General features: G+C 68.0%; 16 protein-coding genes. 5 read left to right on the top strand and 11 right to left on the bottom strand.

What is annotated here, in order from left to right; all coding sequences use genetic code 11:
- Positions 1–17 precede the first annotated feature (17 nt).
- Positions 18–479, bottom strand: coding sequence for an Lrp/AsnC ligand binding domain-containing protein (locus tag AZC_RS00165; RefSeq protein WP_043878685.1), 462 nt, complete (start codon positions 477–479; stop codon positions 18–20).
- A gap of 111 nt (positions 480–590) precedes the next feature.
- On the opposite strand from AZC_RS00165, the gene putA reads away from it, so the two are divergent.
- The gene (putA, locus tag AZC_RS00160) at positions 591–3,716 is read left to right on the top strand and encodes a bifunctional proline dehydrogenase/L-glutamate gamma-semialdehyde dehydrogenase PutA (RefSeq protein ID WP_043878684.1); all 3,126 of its coding nucleotides are present in this window, start codon (positions 591–593) and stop codon (positions 3,714–3,716) included.
- Positions 3,717–4,018: 302 nt separating this feature from the next.
- Here the strand turns inward: putA and AZC_RS00155 are convergent, their stop codons facing one another.
- The 3 genes from AZC_RS00155 to AZC_RS00145 all read right to left on the bottom strand — a co-directional run bounded on the left by AZC_RS00155 (position 4,019) and on the right by AZC_RS00145 (position 6,153).
- Positions 4,019–4,447 carry a PaaI family thioesterase gene (locus tag AZC_RS00155; protein ID WP_012168561.1) on the bottom strand — a complete coding sequence of 143 codons (429 nt, stop codon included), beginning with the start codon at positions 4,445–4,447 and terminating at the stop codon, positions 4,019–4,021.
- Between the two features lie 45 nt (positions 4,448–4,492).
- Positions 4,493–5,500 carry a zinc-binding dehydrogenase gene (locus tag AZC_RS00150; RefSeq protein ID WP_012168560.1) on the bottom strand — a complete coding sequence of 336 codons (1,008 nt, stop codon included), beginning with the start codon at positions 5,498–5,500 and terminating at the stop codon, positions 4,493–4,495.
- Positions 5,501–5,613: 113 nt separating this feature from the next.
- The gene (locus tag AZC_RS00145) at positions 5,614–6,153 is read right to left on the bottom strand and encodes a MarR family winged helix-turn-helix transcriptional regulator (protein ID WP_081433848.1); all 540 of its coding nucleotides are present in this window, start codon (positions 6,151–6,153) and stop codon (positions 5,614–5,616) included.
- A gap of 228 nt (positions 6,154–6,381) precedes the next feature.
- Between AZC_RS00145 and AZC_RS00140 the strand changes: the two genes are divergently transcribed.
- The 4 genes from AZC_RS00140 (at position 6,382) to AZC_RS00125 (ending at position 10,542) form a co-directional block, all read left to right on the top strand.
- Positions 6,382–7,518: a PLP-dependent cysteine synthase family protein gene (locus AZC_RS00140; protein ID WP_052285808.1), complete on the top strand. Its 1,137-nt coding sequence runs from the start codon at positions 6,382–6,384 to the stop codon at positions 7,516–7,518.
- 134 nt (positions 7,519–7,652) lie between these two features.
- On the top strand, positions 7,653–8,672 hold the full coding sequence (locus tag AZC_RS00135; protein WP_043878683.1) for an ABC transporter substrate-binding protein: 1,020 nt from the start codon (positions 7,653–7,655) through the stop codon (positions 8,670–8,672).
- Between the two features lie 323 nt (positions 8,673–8,995).
- Entirely contained in the window at positions 8,996–9,775 is a 780-nt protein-coding gene (locus tag AZC_RS00130) for an ABC transporter ATP-binding protein (RefSeq protein WP_043878682.1), read from the top strand.
- Positions 9,772–10,542, top strand: coding sequence for an ABC transporter permease (locus AZC_RS00125; RefSeq protein ID WP_012168555.1), 771 nt, complete (start codon positions 9,772–9,774; stop codon positions 10,540–10,542). Before AZC_RS00130 ends, AZC_RS00125 begins: the two co-directional genes overlap by 4 nt.
- Positions 10,543–10,964: 422 nt before the next feature.
- On the opposite strand, the gene AZC_RS00120 is transcribed toward AZC_RS00125, so the two are convergent.
- The 7 genes from AZC_RS00120 to rimP form a co-directional block, all read right to left on the bottom strand.
- A complete protein-coding gene (locus tag AZC_RS00120; protein ID WP_043878681.1) occupies positions 10,965–12,560 on the bottom strand; it encodes an ABC transporter substrate-binding protein in 1,596 nt (531 codons plus the stop codon).
- Between the two features lie 98 nt (positions 12,561–12,658).
- Positions 12,659–13,747, bottom strand: coding sequence for a tRNA pseudouridine(55) synthase TruB (truB, locus tag AZC_RS00115; RefSeq protein WP_012168553.1), 1,089 nt, complete (start codon positions 13,745–13,747; stop codon positions 12,659–12,661).
- Positions 13,747–14,184 (bottom strand): 30S ribosome-binding factor RbfA, encoded by a 438-nt coding sequence (gene rbfA, locus AZC_RS00110; protein ID WP_012168552.1) that lies wholly within the window; start codon positions 14,182–14,184, stop codon positions 13,747–13,749. Before rbfA ends, truB begins: the two co-directional genes overlap by 1 nt.
- 231 nt (positions 14,185–14,415) lie before the next feature.
- Positions 14,416–17,592, bottom strand: a complete 3,177-nt coding sequence (infB, locus tag AZC_RS00105; RefSeq protein ID WP_012168551.1) for a translation initiation factor IF-2 — start codon at positions 17,590–17,592, stop codon at positions 14,416–14,418.
- Entirely contained in the window at positions 17,589–18,305 is a 717-nt protein-coding gene (locus AZC_RS00100) for an RNA-binding protein (protein ID WP_012168550.1), read from the bottom strand. The genes infB and AZC_RS00100 overlap by 4 nt, the downstream gene beginning before the upstream one ends.
- A 21-nt stretch (positions 18,306–18,326) precedes the next feature.
- Complete coding sequence (gene nusA / locus AZC_RS00095; protein WP_012168549.1) at positions 18,327–19,925, bottom strand: transcription termination factor NusA; 1,599 nt, start codon at positions 19,923–19,925, stop codon at positions 18,327–18,329.
- Positions 19,925–20,800 (bottom strand): ribosome maturation factor RimP, encoded by an 876-nt coding sequence (gene rimP, locus AZC_RS00090; protein WP_043878680.1) that lies wholly within the window; start codon positions 20,798–20,800, stop codon positions 19,925–19,927. The genes nusA and rimP overlap by 1 nt, the downstream gene beginning before the upstream one ends.
- Positions 20,801–20,972: the final 172 nt, after the last annotated feature.

The following is a 20,972-nucleotide window of genomic DNA, read 5'->3' as shown; positions in this document are numbered from 1 at the left end:
ACTTTCGTCACAGCCCCTCACACGGGCAGCGGCGCGTCGCTCTTCACCTCTTCCATCACCGCGTAGGAACGGGTCTCGCGCACGCCGGGGAATCCCAGCAGGACGTTGCCAAGGAAGCGGCGGTAGGCGGTCATGTCGGGCAGGCGCACCTTCAGCAGATAATCGAAGCCGCCGGCCACCATGTGGCATTCGAGCACCTCGGGCGCGAGACGCACCGCGCGGGCGAAGCGCTCGAAGGCGTCCGGCGTCGTCTTGTCGAGATGCACCTCGATGAAGACGAGGAACCCCAGCCCCAGCTTTTGCGGATCAAGCCGTGCGCCGAAACCCGAGACGAAGCCGTCCCGCTGGAGCCGCTTCAGCCGCTCGCCGGCGCTGGTGGGCGAAAGCCCCACCTGCTCCGCCAGCTCGACGCCGGAAATGCGCCCATCCTTTTGAAGGATCTGGAGGATTTTTTTGTCAGTGCGGTCCAGCGCGCTCATGTTTCACGGTCACGTCACGGTCTCTCCGTGAAAGATAAGGCAGAATGGCGAAAAGAGCCATCGAAGCGCGGCCGTTCGTGGATTACGCAAACATATCCGCCGGAGAGTGCCATGCCTGCCCCCACATCCCCCGTTTCCGCCTCCCTCCCGCCGTCGCCCATGCCGCCCTTCGAGGCGCCGTTCGCGCCCGACGACGTGGCCCTTGCCCGGCCGCTGCTCGCGCAGGGCACGCTGGCGCCGGAAGCCGAGGCCCGTATCGACGCCCTCGCCGCCCGGCTCATCACCGCCATCCGCAAGGGCAGCAATGCGGGTGGCGTCGGCGGCATCGAGGAGGTGCTGCGCGAATACGCCCTGTCCACCAAGGAGGGGCTGGCGCTGATGACGCTGGCGGAAGCGCTGCTGCGGGTCCCCGATTCCGCCACCGCCGACCGGCTGATCGAGGACAAGCTGGCGCAGGGCGACTTCCTGAACCACGATTCGCGATCGAGCGCCCTGCTGGTGAATGCCTCGTCCTGGGCGCTCGGCGTCACCGCCCGCGTCATCCAGCCGGGCGAGACGCCGGAAGGCGTGCTGGGCAAGCTCGCCAAGCGCATCGGCCTTCCGGCGGTGCGCACCGCCACGCGGCAGGCCATGAAGGTGCTGGGCAATCACTTCGTGCTCGGCCAGACCATCCATGCGGCCCTCGACCGGGCGGAATCCGCGAGCGGACGGGCCTATCGCTATTCCTTCGACATGCTGGGCGAGGGCGCGCGTACCTTCACCGATGCCAAGCGCTATTTCGACAGCTACGCCACCGCCATCGACGACATCGGCCGCCGCGCCGGCAACATGAAGCTGCCCGACCGGCCCGGCATCTCGGTGAAGCTCTCCGCCCTCCACCCGCGCTATGACGCGGTGAACCGGGAGCGCGTCCTCATCGAACTGGTGCCGCAGGTCATCGAGCTCGCCCGCAAGGCGAAGGCCTATGACCTCAATTTCACCATTGATGCGGAGGAGGCCGACCGGCTCGAACTCTCCCTCGACGTGATCGACGCGGTTCTCGCCGATCCCGGCCTTGCGGGCTGGGACGGCTTCGGCCTGGCCATCCAGGCCTATCAGAAGCGCGCGGCGGCGGTGATCGACCATATGGCGGCGCTGGCCGAGCGGCTGGACCGCCGGCTGATGCTGCGCCTCGTGAAGGGTGCCTATTGGGATACGGAAGTTAAGCGCGCGCAGGAGCGCGGGCTCGACGACTACCCCGTCTTCACCCGCAAGGCGATGACGGACCTCAATTACATGGCCTGCGCCCGCAAGCTCCTGGCGCTGCGGCCGCGCATCTTCCCGCAGTTCGCCACCCACAATGCGCTGACCATCGCCACCATCACCGAACTCTCCGGCGGCACCGGCGGCTTCGAGTTCCAGCGCCTGCACGGCATGGGCGATGCAGCCCATGGGGAGCGGCTCGCTGCCCATCCGGATGTGGGCTGCCGCACCTATGCCCCCGTGGGCGGGCATCGCGACCTGCTCGCCTATCTGGTGCGCCGCCTGCTGGAGAACGGCGCCAATTCCTCCTTCGTCTCCGTGGCCGGCGATCCGGACGTGCCGGTGAGCGATCTCCTGCGCCGCCCGGCCACCCTCATCGGCAATGCGGAGGAAGCCCGCAACCGCCACATCCCGTTGCCGCCGGATCTGTTCGGCCCCGGCCGCCGCAACTCGCACGGGGTGGAACTGGGCTGCCGGTCGGTGCTGGCCGCGACGCTGACGGACATCGCGGGCCACCGCCGCGAGGTCACGGCATCAACGCTCATTGATGGTGTGGCCCATGCGGGCGCGACCCGTACGGTGGTCAGCCCCATCGACGGAAGCGCCATCGGCCGCGTGGTGGAGGCGGATGCGGCCACGGCGGATGCGGCAGTCGCCGCCGCGCTGAAGGGCTTTGTGGCCTGGGACCGCACGCCGGCAAGCGAGCGCTCCGCCCGGCTGCGCCGCGCGGCAGACCTTTTGGAGGCCCGGCAGGCAGCCTTCCTCGCGCTCCTTCAGGACGAGGCGGGCAAGACGCTGGATGACGGCATCTCCGAGGTGCGGGAAGCCGTAGACTTCCTGCGCTATTACGCGGGCGAGGCCGAGCGTCTGTGTGGCGCGGGCGAGACGCTGCCCGGCCCCACCGGCGAGAGCAACGTGCTGCGCCTGCGCGGGCGCGGCGTCTTTGTCGCCATCTCGCCCTGGAACTTCCCGCTGGCCATCTTCCTCGGGCAGGTGTCCGCCGCGCTTGCCGCCGGCAATGCCGTGGTGGCCAAGCCCGCCGAACAGACGCCCCTCATCGCCTTCGAAGCGGTGCGGCTGCTGCATGAGGCCGGCGTCCCCGCCTCTGCCCTGCATCTCGTCACCGGCGACGGCCTCATCGGTGCGCGGCTCGTGGAGGCGCCCAAGGTGGCGGGCGTGGTCTTCACCGGCTCCACCGAGGTGGCCCGCATCATCAACCGCACGCTTGCCGGCAAGGACGGCCCCATCGTGCCGCTGATCGCGGAGACGGGTGGCATCAACGCCATGATCGTGGATGCCACGGCCCTGCCGGAACAGGTGTCCGATGACGTGGTGACCTCCGCCTTCCGCTCCGCCGGCCAGCGCTGCTCGGCCCTGCGCATCCTGTTCGTGCAGGAGGACGTGGCGGACAAGATGATCGAGATGATCGTCGGCGCCGCCGATGCGCTGAAGGTGGGCGATCCGCGCGACGCCTCGGTGCATGTGGGGCCGGTGATCGATGCCGAGGCCAAGGCCAAGCTGGAGGCGCACATCCGGGCACTGACTGGCACCGCTCGTGTCCATTATGCCGGCACCGCGCCGACGCGCGGCACCTATGTGGCCCCGCACGTCTTCGAGCTGAAGCAGGCGGCGGACCTGAAGGACGAGGTCTTCGGCCCCGTCCTCCACGTGGTGCGCTTCAAGGCGGGCGGCATCGACGGCGTGCTCGATGCCATCGCCGCCACCGGCTACGGCCTCACGCTCGGCCTCCACACCCGCATCGACAGCCTGGTGGAGAAGGTCACGGAGCGCCTGCCGGTGGGCAATGTCTATGTGAACCGCAACATCATCGGTGCGGTGGTGGGGGTGCAGCCCTTCGGCGGCCACGGCCTTTCCGGCACCGGCCCGAAGGCCGGCGGACCGCACTATCTGCTGCGCTTCGCCAGCGAGCAGACCGTGACCATCAACACGTCCGCCGCCGGCGGCAATGCGGCGCTGATGACGCAAGGCGAGTAAGCCCGAACTGACGGAGTATCGCGGCCGGAGCATTCCGGCCGCCGCTTTGCGGCTCGTGTCCCGAAACGGGACGCGGTCCCGGCCGACGGTGAACGGGCGGGGATCAAAGGGCGTCCGAATCGCTCGCATGACGAAGTTCACAAGGCGTTCTACCGGCGCAACGCCCGTTGAGGCCCGTCCCGAAAAGGCACACCGCGCTCGCCCCACACGAACGGTGCGAGACCAAACCGGGACCGAATCGCGGATCGGACGGCCTCAGCGGCGGAACGCCGCCGGAAGCGGAGACGGCCGGCAGCCGAGCGCTACTTGGTGGAGGTGGCGTAGGTGCCCCGCCCGCTCGCCAGCAGCTTGCCGCTCTCATCCTCCACATAGGCCTCTGACGTGGAGAAGCTGGAGCCGATGCGGATGACCTTGCCGCGCACGCGCAGCACGCCCTTCATCGCCGGGCGGTGATAGTCCACCCGCAGATCGACGGTTGGGAAGGGCCGGCCGAGCTTCGTGGCGATGGCCCAGTCGGCGACGAGATCCACCAGCGTCGCGAGAATGCCGCCGTGGGTGTAGCCGATGTCCGGATTGACCACGAATTCCTCGCGCCAGGGCACCTCCACCACGATTTCCCCGTCGCCCGCTTCCACGACGGAGAGACCGAGCCACTGGTGATAGGGCGCGCGGCGGATGCGGGCGTCGAGTTCGGCGCGGTCCGGCACGGCCGGAACAGGCGTGTCGTTCATAAGCGGGCTCCGTTCGGAAAAGGTCAGGCGGAAACGGGGCCGCGCCTAAGGCGCGATGACCACCTTGCCGATCACTTCCCGCTCCTCGATGAGGCGCAGCGCCTCGCGGGCATCCTCAAGCGGCAGTACGCGGTCGATGACCGGAGAGAGGCGGCCGGCGGCGATGTGATCCAGCAGCGCGACAAGATCCTCGCGGGCCCAGGAATTGGAGCCCAGGATCTTCAGCTCGAAGGTCCAGATGAAACGCAGGTCTTCCTTGGGGTCGAAACCCGCCGTGGCACCACAGGTGAGCAGCTTGCCGCCCCGCTTCAGCGCCCGCAGGGACGGTATCCAGGTGTCCCCGCCGGTGAAATTGACCACCACATCAACACCGCCATCGTAGGTACGTCGGTGCGGCTTCCCGAAGCGGGCGTAGATGTCCTTTGTGAAATCGCTTCTTGTGTAGTCGATCACCTCATCGGCGCCCATGGCCTTGAGCCGCTCCAGCTTCTCCGCGCTGGACCCGCAGGCGATCACATGGGCTCCGGCGAGCTTCGCCAGCAGCACGGTGCCGGTGCCGACACCGCCCGAGGCCCCGAGCACGAGCACGGTGTCGCCCGCCTTGATGCCGCCGTTGGTGAACAACATCCGATGTGCGGTGCCATAGGCCACCGGCAGCGCCGCCGCCTGCTCATAGGTGACGCCTTCGGGAATGGGCACGAGCTGATGGGCGCGCACGCGCGCATATTGCTGCAGGCCGCCATCGACGGTCTCGCCCATGAGGCCGCCTTCGACGCGGTTCAGCGGATCGACCAGAACCCGGTCGCCCACCGTGAAGTCAGTCACGCCTTCGCCGGTCTCCACCACCTCGCCGGCAAGGTCGAGGCCGGGCACGACCGGCAGGTCGAGCTTGATGCCGGGCATCCCCCGGCGCGTGAAAACGTCATGATAATTCAATGCACTGGCCTTGACGCGGAGCACCACGTCGCCGGCACCCGCAACCGGCCGCGGCCAGTCTTCCACCAGTTCCAGAGCCTCGGCCCCGCCGTGAGACCGGATGATCGCCGCCTTCACGCACGCCTCCCACGTCTTTTGGTGAGCAGGCTCGCGGATGGTGGACCGTGGCGCCTGCCGGCGTCACGGTCGCATGTTGAGCAATATATTTCCAGCGTAAGCGATACGTTACGTCAGGCGCCGTGTCCGCGCCCGCCCCGATGCTCCGCCAGATCCGATTCCAGACGCTCCGCCATGGCGATCAGGCTGGTGCGCAACTGCACCTGGGCCTCCCGATCCAGCGGCTCCAGCGCCACGCGGTTCACGTCGAACGCGTTGACCACCGCCACCTCGGCCAGCTTCCGGCCACGCTCGGTGAGGTGGACGGTCGCCTGGCGGCCGTCCTCCAGCGAGGCCCGCCGCTCGATGATGCCGTCCCGCTCCATGCGCTTCAAAGTATTGGCCATGGTGCTCTGCTCGATCTTTACGAAGTCACAGAGATCACGCTGCGTCGGCCCGTCCTTCGTCAGCAATTCCAGCACGATCGGATACTGTCCCGGCAAGATTCCCTCGACGCCGTTGCGCGCCTTGAGCGACTGGGCCAGCAAACGTGCAATCAGGTTGATCAGATACCCGAGCGTCACCCGCTGCAGCGGATCACTACCGAACGTCTGCTCATCTGAGCGCTGTCCAGACACATCTTGCTCCAAGATCTTAAGCGATTTCGACTCCATGAAATGACCCTCCCCTCCGTATGGTAGGAGACAAGGTGTCAGGCAAAGATGCAACTGCTCCCGAATGGAGCCGGCGCGAGGAATTTTTCGCGTATCCGGCGCAGAGCGAAATGAGATTGCGCAAAAGGGCTCCCGCAAGCATCGCAGGCGGTGATGATTTCTGCGCGCGAGCGGTCATGATTGCGTTATCCGCAAATCGCCGCGGCCCCTGTGAATAATGGTCTGGTCATGAAGATCGAGCCCCTCTCCGCCGTTCCGTCCCTCACGTCCCCCGCCGCCGGTGCGGCACCGAGCGAGCGGGACGCCCGCCGGATCTGGGCCGATCAGGCGCTCAGGATTCTCGAGCGCGACGCCCGGCGGTCGGCAGATACCCACCTTCTGCCCTTCGAGGCGCACCGGCTCGGCGGCATCGACATCTATCTCAAGGATGAATCGAGCCACCCCACCGGCAGCCTGAAGCACAGGCTCGCCCGTTCACTCTTCCTGTTCGGCGTCTGCAACGGCCAGATCCGCGAAGGCATCACGCTGGTGGAAGCATCTTCCGGCTCAACAGCGGTTTCAGAAGCCTATTTCGCCCGCCTGCTCGGCCTGCCCTTCTATGCGGTGATGACCCGCACCACCTCGCCGGAGAAGATCGCGGACATCGAGCGCGAGGGCGGGCGCTGCCATTTCGTGGACGACAGCAGCGCGGTCTATGCGGAGGCCGCCGCCCTCGCGGAACGGCTCGGCGGGCTTTATGTGGACCAGTTCACCAATGCCGAGCGCGTCACCGACTGGCGCGGCAACAACAACATCGCCGAATCCATCTTCCAGCAGATGCAGGGCGAGCCGCGCAGCGTCCCCACCTGGATCGTGATGGGCGCGGGCACGGGGGGCACCTCGGCCACCATCGGCCGCTACCTGCGCTATCGCCACCATGCCACCCGCCTGTGCGTGGCTGACCCGGAAGGCTCCGTCTTCTACGACGCCTTCCGCACCGGCGACCGCAGCCTCACCTCCTGCCCCGGATCGCGCATCGAGGGCATCGGCCGGCCGCGCGTGGAGCCCTCCTTCATCCCGGAGGTGATCGACCACATGATCCGCGTGCCGGACGCCGCCTCCATCGCCGCCATGCGCGTGCTGGCGCGCCGGCTCGGCCGCAAGGTCGGCCCCTCCACCGGCACCGCCTTCCATGCGCTGTGCATGCTCGCGGCCGAGATGATGGGGCGCGGCGAGACCGGCTCGCTCGTCACCCTTATCTGTGACCGGGGCGAACGCTACCTGCGCAGCTATTATGACGATGCCTGGGTGGCGGCGCAGGGCTTCGAGCTTGGCTCCCACGAGGCCCGCATGGAAACCTTCCTCGATCAGGGCGGCCCCTTCTGAGCTCGCCCAGGGGAAGGGCGGCGGCGCGTCCATTTGCCCAACTTTTAGGCAGACATCGCCACCTCTGATCCGGCCGCTCTGCCTCCGGCGGTGGCATGTGCCTTGCCTCTTGTCAGCGGACAGGAGGAAGACCCATGCGGCATATGCTTCGCGGCCTGATCGGGGCGCTCGGTTTCATCGCGGCGGCGGCACTGCCCGCCCGCGCGGACACCGACATCAAGTTCGCCCTCGACTGGAAGTTCGAGGGCCCGTCCGCGCCCTATTTCGTCGCCATCGACAAGGGCTACTACAAGGCCGAGGGCCTGAACGTCACCGTTGACACGGGGCCCGGCTCGGTGGCCGGCATCGCGCGGGTGGCGGCGGGCACCTATCCGCTCGGCTTCTTCGACATCAATTCGCTGGTGAAGTTCAACGACCAGAATCCGGACAAGGCGCTGAAAGCCATCCTCATGGTCTATGACAAGCCGCCCTTCTCCATCGTGACCCTGGTCAAGACCGGCATCTCCAAGCCGAAGGATCTGGAAGGCAAGGTGCTGGGTGCCCCGGCACCCGACGGCGCCTATGCCCAGTGGAAGGCCTTCGTGAAGGAGAACGCCATCGACGCCGACAAGGTGAAGATCGAGAATGTCGGCTTCCCGGTACGCGAGCCCATGCTGGCGGACGGCAAGGTGGACGCCATCACCGGCTTCTCCTTCTCCTCCTATTTCAACCTGCTGCAGAAGGGCCTGAAGCCGGAGGACATCAAGGTGCTGCTTATGTCCGACTACGGCCTGGTGCTCTACGGCAACGCGGTGATCGTGAACCCCGACTTCGCCAAGGCGCATCCGAAGGAAGTGGCCGGCTTCGTGCGCGCCACCATCAAGGGCATCATCGAGACCGCGCGCGATCCCGAGGCCGCCATCAAGTCGGTGATGAAGCGCAACGAGACGGGCGACGAGAAGATCGAGCTCGCCCGCCTCAAGATGGCGCTCAAGGACAACATGATCACCGAATGGGTGACGAAGAACGGCATCGGCGGCATCGACGTGGACCGCATGACCAAGTCCATCGAGCAGATCGCCGTCACCTACGACTTCAAGGAGAAGAAGCCGGCGGCTGCCGACATCTTCACGGCGGAATTCCTGCCGCCCGCCGCCGAGCGGATGCCGAAGTAAGGGCGCGCCTCCGATCCACGCTCCCCGAAGTCGCTCAAACGGAGAGGGCATCACCCCCCTCCCCAGCCCTCCCCCTCAAGGGGGGAGGGAGGCCGTGACCTCCGAGGGTCCGACGTCCTCTCCCGTTGAAGCGCCTTCCCTCCCCCCTTGCGGGGGAGGGGTAGGGAGGGGGGTAGAAAGGCAGGGGACGGACGCTCCATTTCCCATCTGCTCCCCCAATGCCGCTCCGGCGGAGAGGGCGTTACCCCCTCCCCGGCCCTCCCCCGCAAGGGGGGAGGGAGCGGCACCTCGAAGCACACCCACCCCAAGGAAAGCCCACCGCCTTGATCCGGCTTGATGATGTGACCCTGTCCTATAAGGGCCGAACCGGCGATGTGACGGCGCTCGCCCACACCTCCATCGAGGTGGCGCGGGGCGAATTCGCGGCGGTCGTCGGCCCTTCGGGCTGCGGGAAGTCCACGCTGATGAAGCTGGTGACCGGCCTCATCCGGCCCACCCAAGGCGCAGTCAGCGTCGAGGGCAAGCCGGTGAACGGGCCGGTGAAGCTCGCCGGCATGGCCTTCCAGCACGCAAACATGCTGCCGTGGCGCTCGGTGCTGGACAATGTGATGCTGCCGCTGGAGATCGTGGAGCCCCATCGCAGCCGCTACCGGCGCGAGAAGGCCGCCTATCGGGAGCGGGCTCTGGACCTGCTGGGCGTCGTCGGCCTGCGCGATTTCGCCGACCGTTATCCGTGGGAGATGTCCGGCGGGATGCAGCAGCGCGCCTCGCTCTGCCGGGCGCTGATCCATGAGCCGGCGCTGCTCATGCTGGACGAGCCCTTCGCCGCGCTCGACGCCTTCACCCGCGAGGAGCTCTGGGTGGTGCTGCGCGATCTGTGGCAGCGGCTCGGCTTCACCGTCATCCTCGTCACCCACGACCTGCGGGAGGCGGCGTTTCTGGCCGACACCATCCATGTGATGAGCGCCCGCCCGGGCCGCGTGGTGGAGACCCGCCGGGTGGAGTTTCCTCGCCCGCGCCCGCTGGAGGTCTGCTACGAGCCGGCCTTCACCCAACTGGTCCACGAACTGCGCGGCAAGATCGCCGAGGTGCGTCAGGCATGAAGATCACCGCCGAAGACATCACGCCCGTCGCCTTCACGGTTGGGCTTTTCGTCATCTGGGAAGCGGCCTGCCGCCTGTTCCGTATCGACGCCTTCATCCTGCCCGCGCCGAGCGCCATCTTCGCCGCCGCCGCCCAATTCTGGTGGCCGCTGCTGCGCAATTCCTTCGTCACGCTCTGGACCACGGTAGCAGGCTTCGCGCTGGCGGTGGTGTTCGGCATTGCGCTGGGCCTGGTGGTGGGCTGGTCGCGGGCCATCTATCGCGGCCTCTATCCGGTGATGATCGGCTTCAACTCCATCCCCAAGGTGGCGGTGGTGCCCATCCTCATCATGTGGTTCGGCATCGGCGAGATCCCGGCCATCCTCACCGCCTTCCTCATCTCCTTCTTCCCCATCGTGGTGAATGTGGCCACCGGCCTTGCCACCACGGAGCCGGAGCTGGAGGACGTGCTGCGGGCGCTCGGCGCCTCCAAGCTCGACATCATGCGCAAGGTGGGCATCCCGCGCACGGCGCCCTATCTGTTTGGCTCGCTGAAGGTGGCCATCACGCTGGCTTTCGTCGGCGCGGTGGTCTCGGAGACCATCGGCGCCAATGCCGGCGTCGGGCACCTGATGGTGCAGGCGGGCTCGAACTTCCAGATGCCGCTGGTGTTCGCCGGACTGCTGGCGCTCGCGGTGCAGGGCATATTCATGTACGCGGTCTTCGCAGTGCTGGAACGCCGCATGGCCGGCTGGGCCTTCCGGGCCTCCATGAGCGCCGCCGGCTGAGCCGGCCGCTCGCCTCATTCCCCGAGGCAAGGTACGGACAAGCTTGCGCTTGGCATGATGGCGGCCGCGACTGGCCCCGCAGCGACAGCGCGCGTCCATTTCTCGGACCGGGAGGGCGAACAGCGGTGGCCGGCCTTGTGCGTCGGTCTGCTGCCGCTCGCCAAGCGCCTGTCTACAACACGGAAAATGCAGCCCGTTTTCTACGCCCGACCGATCCGGAACGGGGCGATTTGATATTGATCAATTGATCATTCGTGTTCATGATTATCCTGTCAGGTTTTGATCTGGCAGGGGCGCCGTCGCTCCAACGGGCGCTGGCTCAAGGGCCGGTGTCACGGGGGGTCTGGTGCGGCGGCGGCCCCCGGCAGGATCAAAACCCGATCCGGACATGAAGGGCGGCCCTGACGGGCCGCCCTTTTTCGTCATTGCAGGCCGATGGTGGTCAGATCCTGGAACCAGTGCTGGGCCTGGATGAAGCTCTTCACCTTCGGCGTCATGGCGTGGGGATTGGTGTCGTGCACCACCCAGACGAGGGCCGCGTCGTCCACCACCTGCGCATGGACCTGCGCCATCAGCTCATCCTGCTTCTTGGGATCGAAGGTCCTCTTCGCCTCGTCGATGAGGGCATCCACCTTGGGGTTGGAATAATAGCCCCAGTTGACGCCAACCGGCGCCACCTGCCGGCTGTCGAAGAAGCGGATCAGCGCATAGAGCGGGTCCGAGGTCACATAGGCGATGTTGTTGGAGGAGATGCCCTTGTTGATGGGGTCCTTCGCCCCCTTGCGCCAGTGGGTATAGAGCGTCTCCAGCTCCACCACCTTGAACTCCACGTCGATGCCCACATCCTTCAGGTTCTGCTGGATGTATTCGTTCATCGGCAGCGAGAGCATCTGCCCCGTGCCGCCCTGGGCGATGATGAAGGTGGTCTTGAGCGGCTTCTCCACGGAGTAGCCCGCCTCCTTCACCAGCTTCTTGGCGGCTTCCGGATCATACTTCACGTCGAAGGTCGGCTTGCCGAACCAGGGGCTTGAGGCGTCCACCTGCCCCTTGGCGGGCATGGCGAGGCCGTTCATCAGCGCGACGATGCCCTCGCGGTCGATGGCGAGATTCAGAGCCTTGCGCAGGCGCACGTCGGCCCAGGGCGAGTCCGGCAGCTTGGAAAGGTCATAGTTCCACACGTGCGGCGTGACGTTGGTCACGATCTTCATGCCCGCGGCCTTGAGCTGGGGCACGGCGTCCGGGGCCGGGGTCTCGATGATGTCGACCTGCCCCGAGAGCAGCGCGTTGGTGCGGGTCAGCGCCTCGGGCATGGGAATGAGGACGATGCGGTCTGACTTGGGGATGCGCGTCTTGTCCCAATAGGCCTCGTTCTTCACCAGCTCGGCCCGCTCGCGGGGCACCAGCTTGTCGAGCTTGAAAGGGCCGGTGCCCGAGGGCGCGGAGGCGAACTTGTCCCAGTCCTTGCCCACCTTCTCGTACTGGGCGGGGGAGGAGATCAGGAACCAGAGCAGCTGATAGGGGAAGAAGCTGTCCACGTCCTTGGTGGTGATAGCCACCGTGTAATCGTCGATCTTCTTCCAGCTCGCCACCGAGGGCAGGCGGGTGCGCACCTGCGCGGCCTGCCGCTGGTCATATTGCGGGGCCTTGTCGTTCAGCACCTTGTCGAGGTTCCACACCACCGCATCGGCGGTGAAGTCGGACCCGTCGTGGAACTTCACGCCCTTGCGCAGGGTGAAGATCCAGGTCTTCGGATCGGCCGGATCCACCTTCCATTCGGTGGCAAGGCCGGGCACCAGCTTGCCCGGCCGATCGGCCACGTTCATCTCCCAGGCCACCAGCGGGTCATAGATGGTGTGGCCGGTGAATTGATAGGCACCGGCACCACGATCTGGCTGCCCCGTGGTCAGCGGAATGTCAGCCATGGAGATTCCGTAGCGCACCACAGACTCGGCCTTGGCGGCCCCGGCAAGCGCAACGCTCGCTATCAAAGCGGCGGCGCGTAGCAATCGGAACGTCATCAGTCGGCGTCCTTCCCAAACGGCGGAAACTCCCCCGCCGCCGGAAAAGCAAGAGGCATGCCGCATATGGCATGCCTCACGCCAACATTCGCGTTACGTCAGGCTTCCTCCACCGGCGGGTCCCGATGCAGGCGCGCCGCGGGCGCGCCGCCGGCCGGACGCGGGCGGTGGGACTTCGCCCAGTTGAACACCCGGTGCGGCAGCACCTCGCCGCCCTGCGCATCGCCGATGGCGATCAGCGCCTCCTGGCAGAAGATGGCCACATGCCCGTCGAGAATGGGCGCGTCGCGACCGCGCAGGATGACGCTCTGGCCGCAGCGCAGGCGGTGCGCGTCGGAGGGCGTGACGGACAGGTGCGGAATCTCCTCCAGCGCAGAATCCACCGGGTCGAGCGCGTCGAACAGGTCCGCCTCGCTCGCCTCGGCGCGGGCCTGAAGCTCGTCCATGGGCACCAAGTCTTCCTCGAGGAAGGGACCGACGCAGGCGCGGCGCAGCATGGAAACGTGGCCGCGCGTGCCTAGCATGCGGCCGAGGTCGCGGGCGATGGCGCGCACATAGGTGCCCTTGCCGCACTCGGCCTCCAGCACCACCGTGTCGGCGTCCGGCCGCTCGACGATCTCGATGCGGTGGATGGTGACGGGGCGGGCTTCCAGCACCACCTCATTGCCCCCGCGGGCGATGTCATAGGCGCGCTCGCCGGCGATCTTCAGCGCCGAATAGGCGGGCGGCACCTGCATGATCTCGCCGAGGAAGCTGTCGAGCGCCGCCTCGATGTCCGCGTCCGAGGGGCGGTGATCGGAGGTGGCGACGCTCTTGCCTTCGCTGTCGTCCGTATCCGTCTCGACGCCGAAGGTGACGGCGAAGCGATAGGTCTTCCGGCCGTCCATGATGTAGGGCACGGTCTTCGTCGCCTCGCCCAGTGCGATGGGCAGGCAGCCGGAGGCCAGCGGATCGAGCGTGCCCGCATGGCCGGCCTTCTTGGCCGCGAACAGGCGCTTCACCACCGCCACCGCCTGGGTGGAGGTCATGCCGCTCGGCTTGTCCAGCAGCACCCAGCCGTCGATGTCGCGCTTGGGCGCGCGGGGGGCTTGGTCACGCTGCTGGCGCGGGCCGCGACCACGGGGCGCGCCCGGCGCGCGCTGCTCGGCCGCCTCGGCCTCCTCGGGGCGGGGGAAGGGCGCGTTCATCAGTCTTCTTCCTTGGTGGTCTCGGAGCCGGCTTCGGCATCGGTCTCGGTGTCGAGGTCGCGCGCCACGTCGGGGCGGCGGAGCAGGGCATCGATGCGCGCGCCCTCGTCGAACGAGGTGTCGCGCAGGAAGCGCAGGGAGGGCACGGACTTCAGCTCGACCCGGCGCGCGACTTCGGTGCGCAGCAGCTTCTGGTTCGCCGCCAGCAGCTTGATGACGGTGTTCACGTCCTTGCCGCCGAGCGGCATGACGAAGCAGGTGGCGATCTTGAGGTCCGGCGACATGCGCACCTCGGGCACGGTGATGATGGTGCCGGCGAGCGCGGGGTCGAGATGGTCGCCGCGCTGGAGGGCGTCGGCGAGCGCATGGCGCACCAGTTCGCCCACGCGCAACATGCGCTGGCTCGGGCCGGAGCCCGAACGGTCTTGAGTCTTCATGGGTCCAAACCTTCAGCGGCCCGGCACGCCATGGGCGGCCCCGGCCAGAGGAGACGCGAAGCGGGGCGGATTTGGACCGCCCAGCTCCGGGTGAAAACGATGCCGTGCCATGGGTGCCGGCTGGTCCTCGGGAGGAAAGCAGGCCCGGGTGGCAGAACTAAGGGCGGGCGCCCGGGACGGAAAAGGCGGCCGGTGAAACCCGGCCGCCTTCGATACCTATTGTCCCGGCGATCAGAGCGACCGCTGAACGACCTCGACGCGATAGCACTCGATGACGTCGCCGGCGCGCATGTCCTGGTAGTTCTCGAAGGACATGCCGCACTCCTGGCCGGCCAGCACTTCCTTCACCGCATCCTTGAAGCGGTTCAGGGTCGCGAGCTTGCCTTCGTGGATCACCACGTTGTCGCGGATGAGGCGCACGTGCTGGCCACGCTCCACGGTGCCGTCGGTGACGCGGCAGCCGGCCACCTTGCCCACCTTCGAGACGTTGAAGATCTCGAGGATGAGCGCATTGCCCAGCATGGTCTCGCGGGTGATCGGAGCCAGCAGGCCGCTCATGGCCTTCTTCACGTCATCCACGAGGTCGTAGATGATGTTGTAGTAGCGGATCTCGATGCCCGCCCGCTCGGCCGAATCCCGCGCTTCCTTGTTGGCGCGGACGTTGAAGCCGATGATGGCGGCGCCGGAGGTTTCCGCCAGCGTCACATCGCTCTCGTTGATGCCGCCGGCACCCGAGTGGATGATGCGGGCCTGCACCTCGTCGTTGCCCAGCTTCTCGAGGGCGCCGATGATGGCTTCCACCGAGCCCGACACGTCGCCCTTGATGATGAGCGGGAATTCCTTGCGGCCCGTGGACCGCACCTGGCTCATCATCTGCTCCAGCGAGCCACGGACCACGGCGGAACGGGCCGCCGCCTTCTCGCGCTTCTGGCGCTGGCGATACTCGGTGATCTCGCGGGCGCGGGCTTCGCTCTCCACCACCGCGAGACGGTCGCCCGCCTCCGGCGTGCCGTTGAAGCCGAGCACCTCGACGGGGACGGACGGGCCGGCCTCGGTCGTGGTGGCGCCGGTGTCGGTGATGAGTGCACGGACGCGGCCGAACTCGGCCCCGGCCACGACGATATCACCCACCCGCAGCGTGCCGCGCTGCACGAGCACGGTGGCGACCGGGCCGCGACCGCGATCGAGCTTGGCTTCGACCACGGTGCCCTCGGCCGGACGGTCGGGATTGGCCTTGAGGTCGAGGACTTCGGACTGCAGCGAGATCGCTTCCAGGAGCTTGTCCAGGTTGATCTGCTTCGTGGCCGAGACCTCCACCTCCAGCGTATCGCCGCCCATGCTCTCCACCTGCACCTCATACTGGAGCAGTTCGGAGCGCACGCGCTCGGGCTTGGCATCGGGCTTGTCGATCTTGTTGATCGCCACGATCAGCGGCACCTTGGCGGCGCGGGCGTGATTGATGGCTTCCACCGTCTGGGGCATCACGCCGTCATCGGCCGCCACCACCAGCACCACGATGTCCGTCACCTTGGCGCCGCGGGCGCGCATGGCGGTGAAGGCGGCGTGGCCGGGGGTGTCGATGAAGGTGATCTTGCCACCGAGCGGCGAGGTCACCTGATAGGCGCCGATGTGCTGGGTGATGCCGCCGGCTTCGCCGGACACCACGTTCGCCTTGCGCAGGGAGTCGAGCAGCGAGGTCTTGCCGTGGTCGACGTGGCCCATGATGGTCACGACCGGAGGACGCGGCAGCAGATCCTCGGGCGCGTCGGCGCTGTCGAACAGGCCTTCCTCGACGTCGGATTCCGAGACGCGGCGCACGGTGTGGCCGAGGTCGGCAGCGATGAGTTCGGCCGTGTCGGCGTCGATCACGTCGGTGATCTTCACCATCTGGCCCTGCTTCATGAGCATCCGGATCACATCCACGGCGCGTTCCGACATGCGGTTCGCGAGTTCCTGGATGGTGATCGTCTCGGGCAGCACGACCTCGCGGACGATCTTTTCCTTGCTCTCCTGCATGCCGCGATGACCGGTCATGCGCTGGGTGCGACGGCGGAAGGAGGCGACCGAACGCTGACGCTCTTCCTCGCCCGACTGGGCGGTGACGACGGTCAGGCGGCCGCGGTGCTTCTCGCCGCCGGCGCTCTTGGGGAGCTTGACGGGCGCAGCAGGGCGGGGCGGAACACCACCGCCGCGACGCGGACGACGGTCCTCTTCCTCGCCGGCGGCCGGAGCGCCGGTGGTCGTCGTAGTTCCGGCCGGACGGGGCGTCAGCGGGCGGGCCGTGGAAGTGGACGGCGCGGAGGCACCGCCGGAGCGGCCGGTTTCCTCGCCAAAGCGCTTGCGCGCCTCCTGCTCGGCCCGGCGCTTGCTCTCGTCCTCGAGGGCGCGACGGCTTTCCTCTTCCCGCTTGCGGGCTTCGGCGGCTTCGCGCTCGGCACGCTCCGCGCGCTCGCGCTCGGCGCGGCGGCGGGCTTCCTCCTCGGCGATGCGGCGCTCTTCGGCCATGCGCCGCTCTTCAACCTCGCGGACGCGGGCATCGGCGAGCGCGCTGGCGCGGGCGTTGCGTTCTTCCTCGGTCAGCGTGCGCAGCACGACGCCGGAGCCACCCTGCCGGTTCTGACCGGGACGGTTCTGGCCGCCGGGACCACCGCGGCGATCCGAACCCGGGCCACCGGAGCGCTGGCCGGACGCCGGAGCGCCGGGACGGCCCGGACCACCGGACGTGCCGGGACGCTGCGGCGCGGCGCCGGAACGCTGCGCACCGCCAGCGGCGGGACGGGAGCTGGACGAGGACGAGCCCGAAGACGTGGTGGCGGCCGGACGGGGCGCGGACACCGCAGGACGGGGCGCCTCGGGGGCACGAGCGGGAGCGGCGGGCGCAGCAGCGACCGGCGCCGCCGGCTGCGCGGCAACGGGTTCGGCAGGAGCCGGCGCAGGCGCAGGGACCTCCACCTTGGGCGCTTCGGCGACCGGCGCGGCAGGCGCAGCCTCGGGCTTCGCAGCCACCGGCGCGGGGGCCTCGACCTTGGGCGCTTCAGCGACCGGGGCGGCAGGAGCCGCCGGTGCAGGCGTCGGAGCCGGCGCGGGGGCCTTGGCTTCAGCAGCCGGCTGGGCCGGAGTGGCGGGAGCCGCGGGGCGCGGCGCTGCGGGGGCAGGCGTGGCGGGACGCGGCGCGGCAGCAGCCGGCGCCGGGGTCGCAGCCGGCGCGGCGGCAGGTGTGCCGCTCGGCGCTCCGGCTTCACCCGGCGCGAAGACGCGGCGCTTCACCTTCTCCACCACCACAGACTTGGAGCGTCCGTGGCTGAAGCTCTGGCGCACAGTGCCCTGCTCCACCGGGCGCTTCAGCGTGAGCGTCTTGCCGGGGGCGGGGTGGAGCGTCTTGTCACCGGGGGTCTTGGTATCGTTCATTCCGTATCCGTTCCTTGCATCCGGTCGGGCTGCGGGCAATGCCCTTCCGGAGCGCTGGCGGCTGTGCCCATTCGCCAGCGCTCGAGCCTACGGCAGCGCGCGAGAAAACCCGCGGTTGTCGGATGCGCGAGCAGCGCTGCATGTACCACATTTGACCGCCCCAACGCCAAGTCCAATTCGACGCCCGGCAGGCAGCCTACGATCGCCACCGGGCGCAGCCCGGCAGCTTCCATCTGACGGGCGAACCCGTTCAGTTTTCGAATTCCGTCCGGACGAGCGTCCGAGGCATGAAGGAGCACCGCCGCATCGCCTGACGCGAGCGCGGATTCCACCTTGGCGGTGCCGGTGACGACACGTCCCGCCTTGTTGGCGAGGGAGAGCGCTGCACGGGTGTCGGCCGCGAGCAGCGTTTCCACGAGATCGGGCAGGTCGGGGCCGCTGGTGCCCTTGCCCTTGAAGGCGCGTCCGAAGGCCTTGCGCTTCAGCGCCTGATCGAGCGCCTCGCGGGTCGCGGTGACCCAGGCACCGCGGCCGGGAAGCTTATGGCCGAGATCCGGCACGATCGCGCCGTCCGGCGCGACCACGAAACGCAGCATCTGCGAAACCGGCGTGACCGTGCGCGTGGCCAGGCACAGGCGCGCATCCGGCGCCCGCGCGCCCTTCAGCGCGCGCGGCCCGCCATCCGTCTCGTCCTGGTCCATACTCGCGAGCACGCCGGGTCATCTCCTTGGCTCTCAGGCCGGTTCGGAGTCGGGCGCGGCTTCCGCCTGCGCCTCGGCTTCGTCCGCGCTGATCCAGCCGGCCGCGATGCGGGCCTGCATGATCAGGCTTTCGGCATCCTCACGGCTGAGCTCGAACCCATCGAGCGCGCCGGGGAACCGCACGGTCTCGCCGTCCTTGCGCTCCGTCCAGCCGACGAGATCGTCGGTGGCGCAGCCGGCAAGATCCTCGACCGACTTGATGTCGTTCTTGCCGAACGCCACCAGCATCTTGGAGGTGACGCCCGGAACCGTCTTGAGGTCGTCCTCGACGCCCAGCTCCCGGCGCTCGTTGTCCAGCGCTTCCTCGACATCGGAGAGATGCTTGAGGGCGCGGGCCTGGAGTTCAGCGGCGGTCTCCTCGTCGAAGCCCTCGATGGAGGCGAGCTCGGACACCGGCACGTAGGCGATTTCCTCCACCGAGGTGAAGCCCTCGGAGGTGAGCAGCTGGCCCATCATCTCGTCGAGGTCGAGGGCCTCGGCGAACATCTTGGTGCGCTCGGCGAATTCCTTCTGGCGGCGCTCGCTCTCTTCCTGCTCGGTCAGGATGTCGATGTCCCAGCCGGTGAGCTGGGAGGCGAGGCGCACATTCTGGCCGCGACGGCCGATGGCGAGCGAGAGCTGCGCGTCGGGCACGACCACTTCGATGCGCTCGCGGTCCTCGTCGAGCACCACCTTGACCACTTCCGCCGGCGCCAGCGCATTCACGATGAAGGTCGCGATGTCCGGGTTCCACGGAATGATGTCGATCTTCTCGCCCTGGAGCTCGTTCACCACCGCCTGCACGCGCGAACCGCGCATACCGACGCAGGCGCCCACGGGGTCGACCGACTGGTCGCGGGAGATGACGGCGATCTTGGCGCGGGAGCCGGGATCGCGGGCCACGGCCTTGATCTCGACAATGCCGTCGTAGATTTCCGGCACTTCCTGCGCGAACAGCTTCGCCATGAACTGCGGATGCGTGCGCGACAGGAAAATCTGCGGGCCACGGGGCTCGCGGCGCACGTCATAAATATAAGCGCGGATGCGGTCGCCGGTCTTCACCACCTCGCGCGGCAGCAGCTCGTCGCGCCGCAGGATGGCTTCGCCACGGCCGAGATCCACGACCACGTTGCCGTATTCGACACGCTTCACGAGGCCGTTGACCACCTCGCTGATGCGGTCCTTGAACTCGTCATACTGCCGGTCGCGCTCGGCCTCGCGCACCTTCTGAACGATGACCTGCTTGGCCGACTGGGCGGCAATGCGGCCGAAGTCGAAGGGGGGCAGGGTGTCGGCGATGGTGTCGCCCACCTGCGCCGCCGGATTGTGGCGGCGGGCGCCGTCCAGCGTGATCTCGGTGGCGGAATTCTCCACCTCGTCCACCACGAGGAGGTGACGCGCGAGACGCAGCTCACCGGTGCGCGGATTGATCTCCGCGTGGATGTCCGTCTCCTGGCCGTAGCGCGAGCGCGCGGCCTTGGCGATGGCATCCTCCATCGCCGCGATGACGATGCCGCGGTCAATGGTCTTTTCCCGCGCGACCGCGTCGGCGATCTGCAGCAGTTCCAGACGGTTTGCGCTGACGGCGACCATCAGTGCGTCTCCTTCGCTTTGGGCTTTCCTCCGCGCAGCGCGCGAGAGGCCGGATTGGTGACGGCCAGATCATCGACTTCGGCCTTGGAGAGGCGTGCCTTGCCGGTCTTGGCCTGGGACTTCTCGGCTTTCTCGGACTTGGCCGCCTTGCGCGCGACCTTTCCGGCCCGCTTCTCGGCCTTGTCGGCGGCCTTCTTGGCATTCGCCCGCTCGGCATTCGCGGCATCCTTGGCGGCTTTTTCGTCCGCCTCGTCGCCCTCGAACACCTCGTCGGCGTCGTCTTCAAACTCTTCGTCCTCGCCGAGGCCGCGCTCGGCAGCCTTGGCCCGGCGCAGCGCCTCGGTGATGAGGGCGTCGGTGAGCACCAGCTTGGCCTCGCCGATATCGGCGACGGGGAGGGAAACTTCCGGCTCCTCGCCCTTGGGGGCATCGGTGCGCTTGACCACGGCCAGCTCTGCGCGGGTGCCGATGAGGATGCCGCGGAACCGCTTGCGGCCGTCAACCGGCACCGCCATCTCCACCTTCACCTCATGACCGGCCCAGCGGTCGAAATCGGTGAGCCGCACCAGCGGCCGGTCGATGCCAGGAGAGGAAATCTCCAGCCGGTAGGCGCCGGTGATGGGGTCTTCCACGTCGAGCACCGGCGAGATGGCGCGGGACGCGGCCTCGCAGTCGTCGATGGTCATCGAGCCGTCGGGCCGCTCCGCCATGATCTGGCAGGTGCCGCCGTCGCGCGCCGTCACCTTCACGCGCACCAGGCGCAGGTTGAGGTCGGCCAGCACGGGCGTGACGATCGCAGCGATGCGCGCGGCGACGCCGGATTCGGTGATGAGGCGCGGCTCGTTGGGGTCCAGCGCTTCGACGGTCTCGTTCATGTCCCTCCGGGACGTCAGGCTTTGGGCGGGATGCGCGCACAAGGGGCACGGCAGCCCTGGAATTCGTGTCCGACGCAAAACGCGCCACCCGGAACCAGCCTCGCGAAGGTCCACATAAGCAGAAAGGGAGCGGGTCCCGGCCGGAACCCACTCTCATCACCTTCGACGACGA

Source organism: Azorhizobium caulinodans ORS 571 (genome assembly GCF_000010525.1).
GTDB classification, from domain to species: Bacteria; Pseudomonadota; Alphaproteobacteria; order Rhizobiales; family Xanthobacteraceae; genus Azorhizobium; species Azorhizobium caulinodans.
This window is presented reverse-complemented; position numbering and strand designations above follow the sequence as displayed.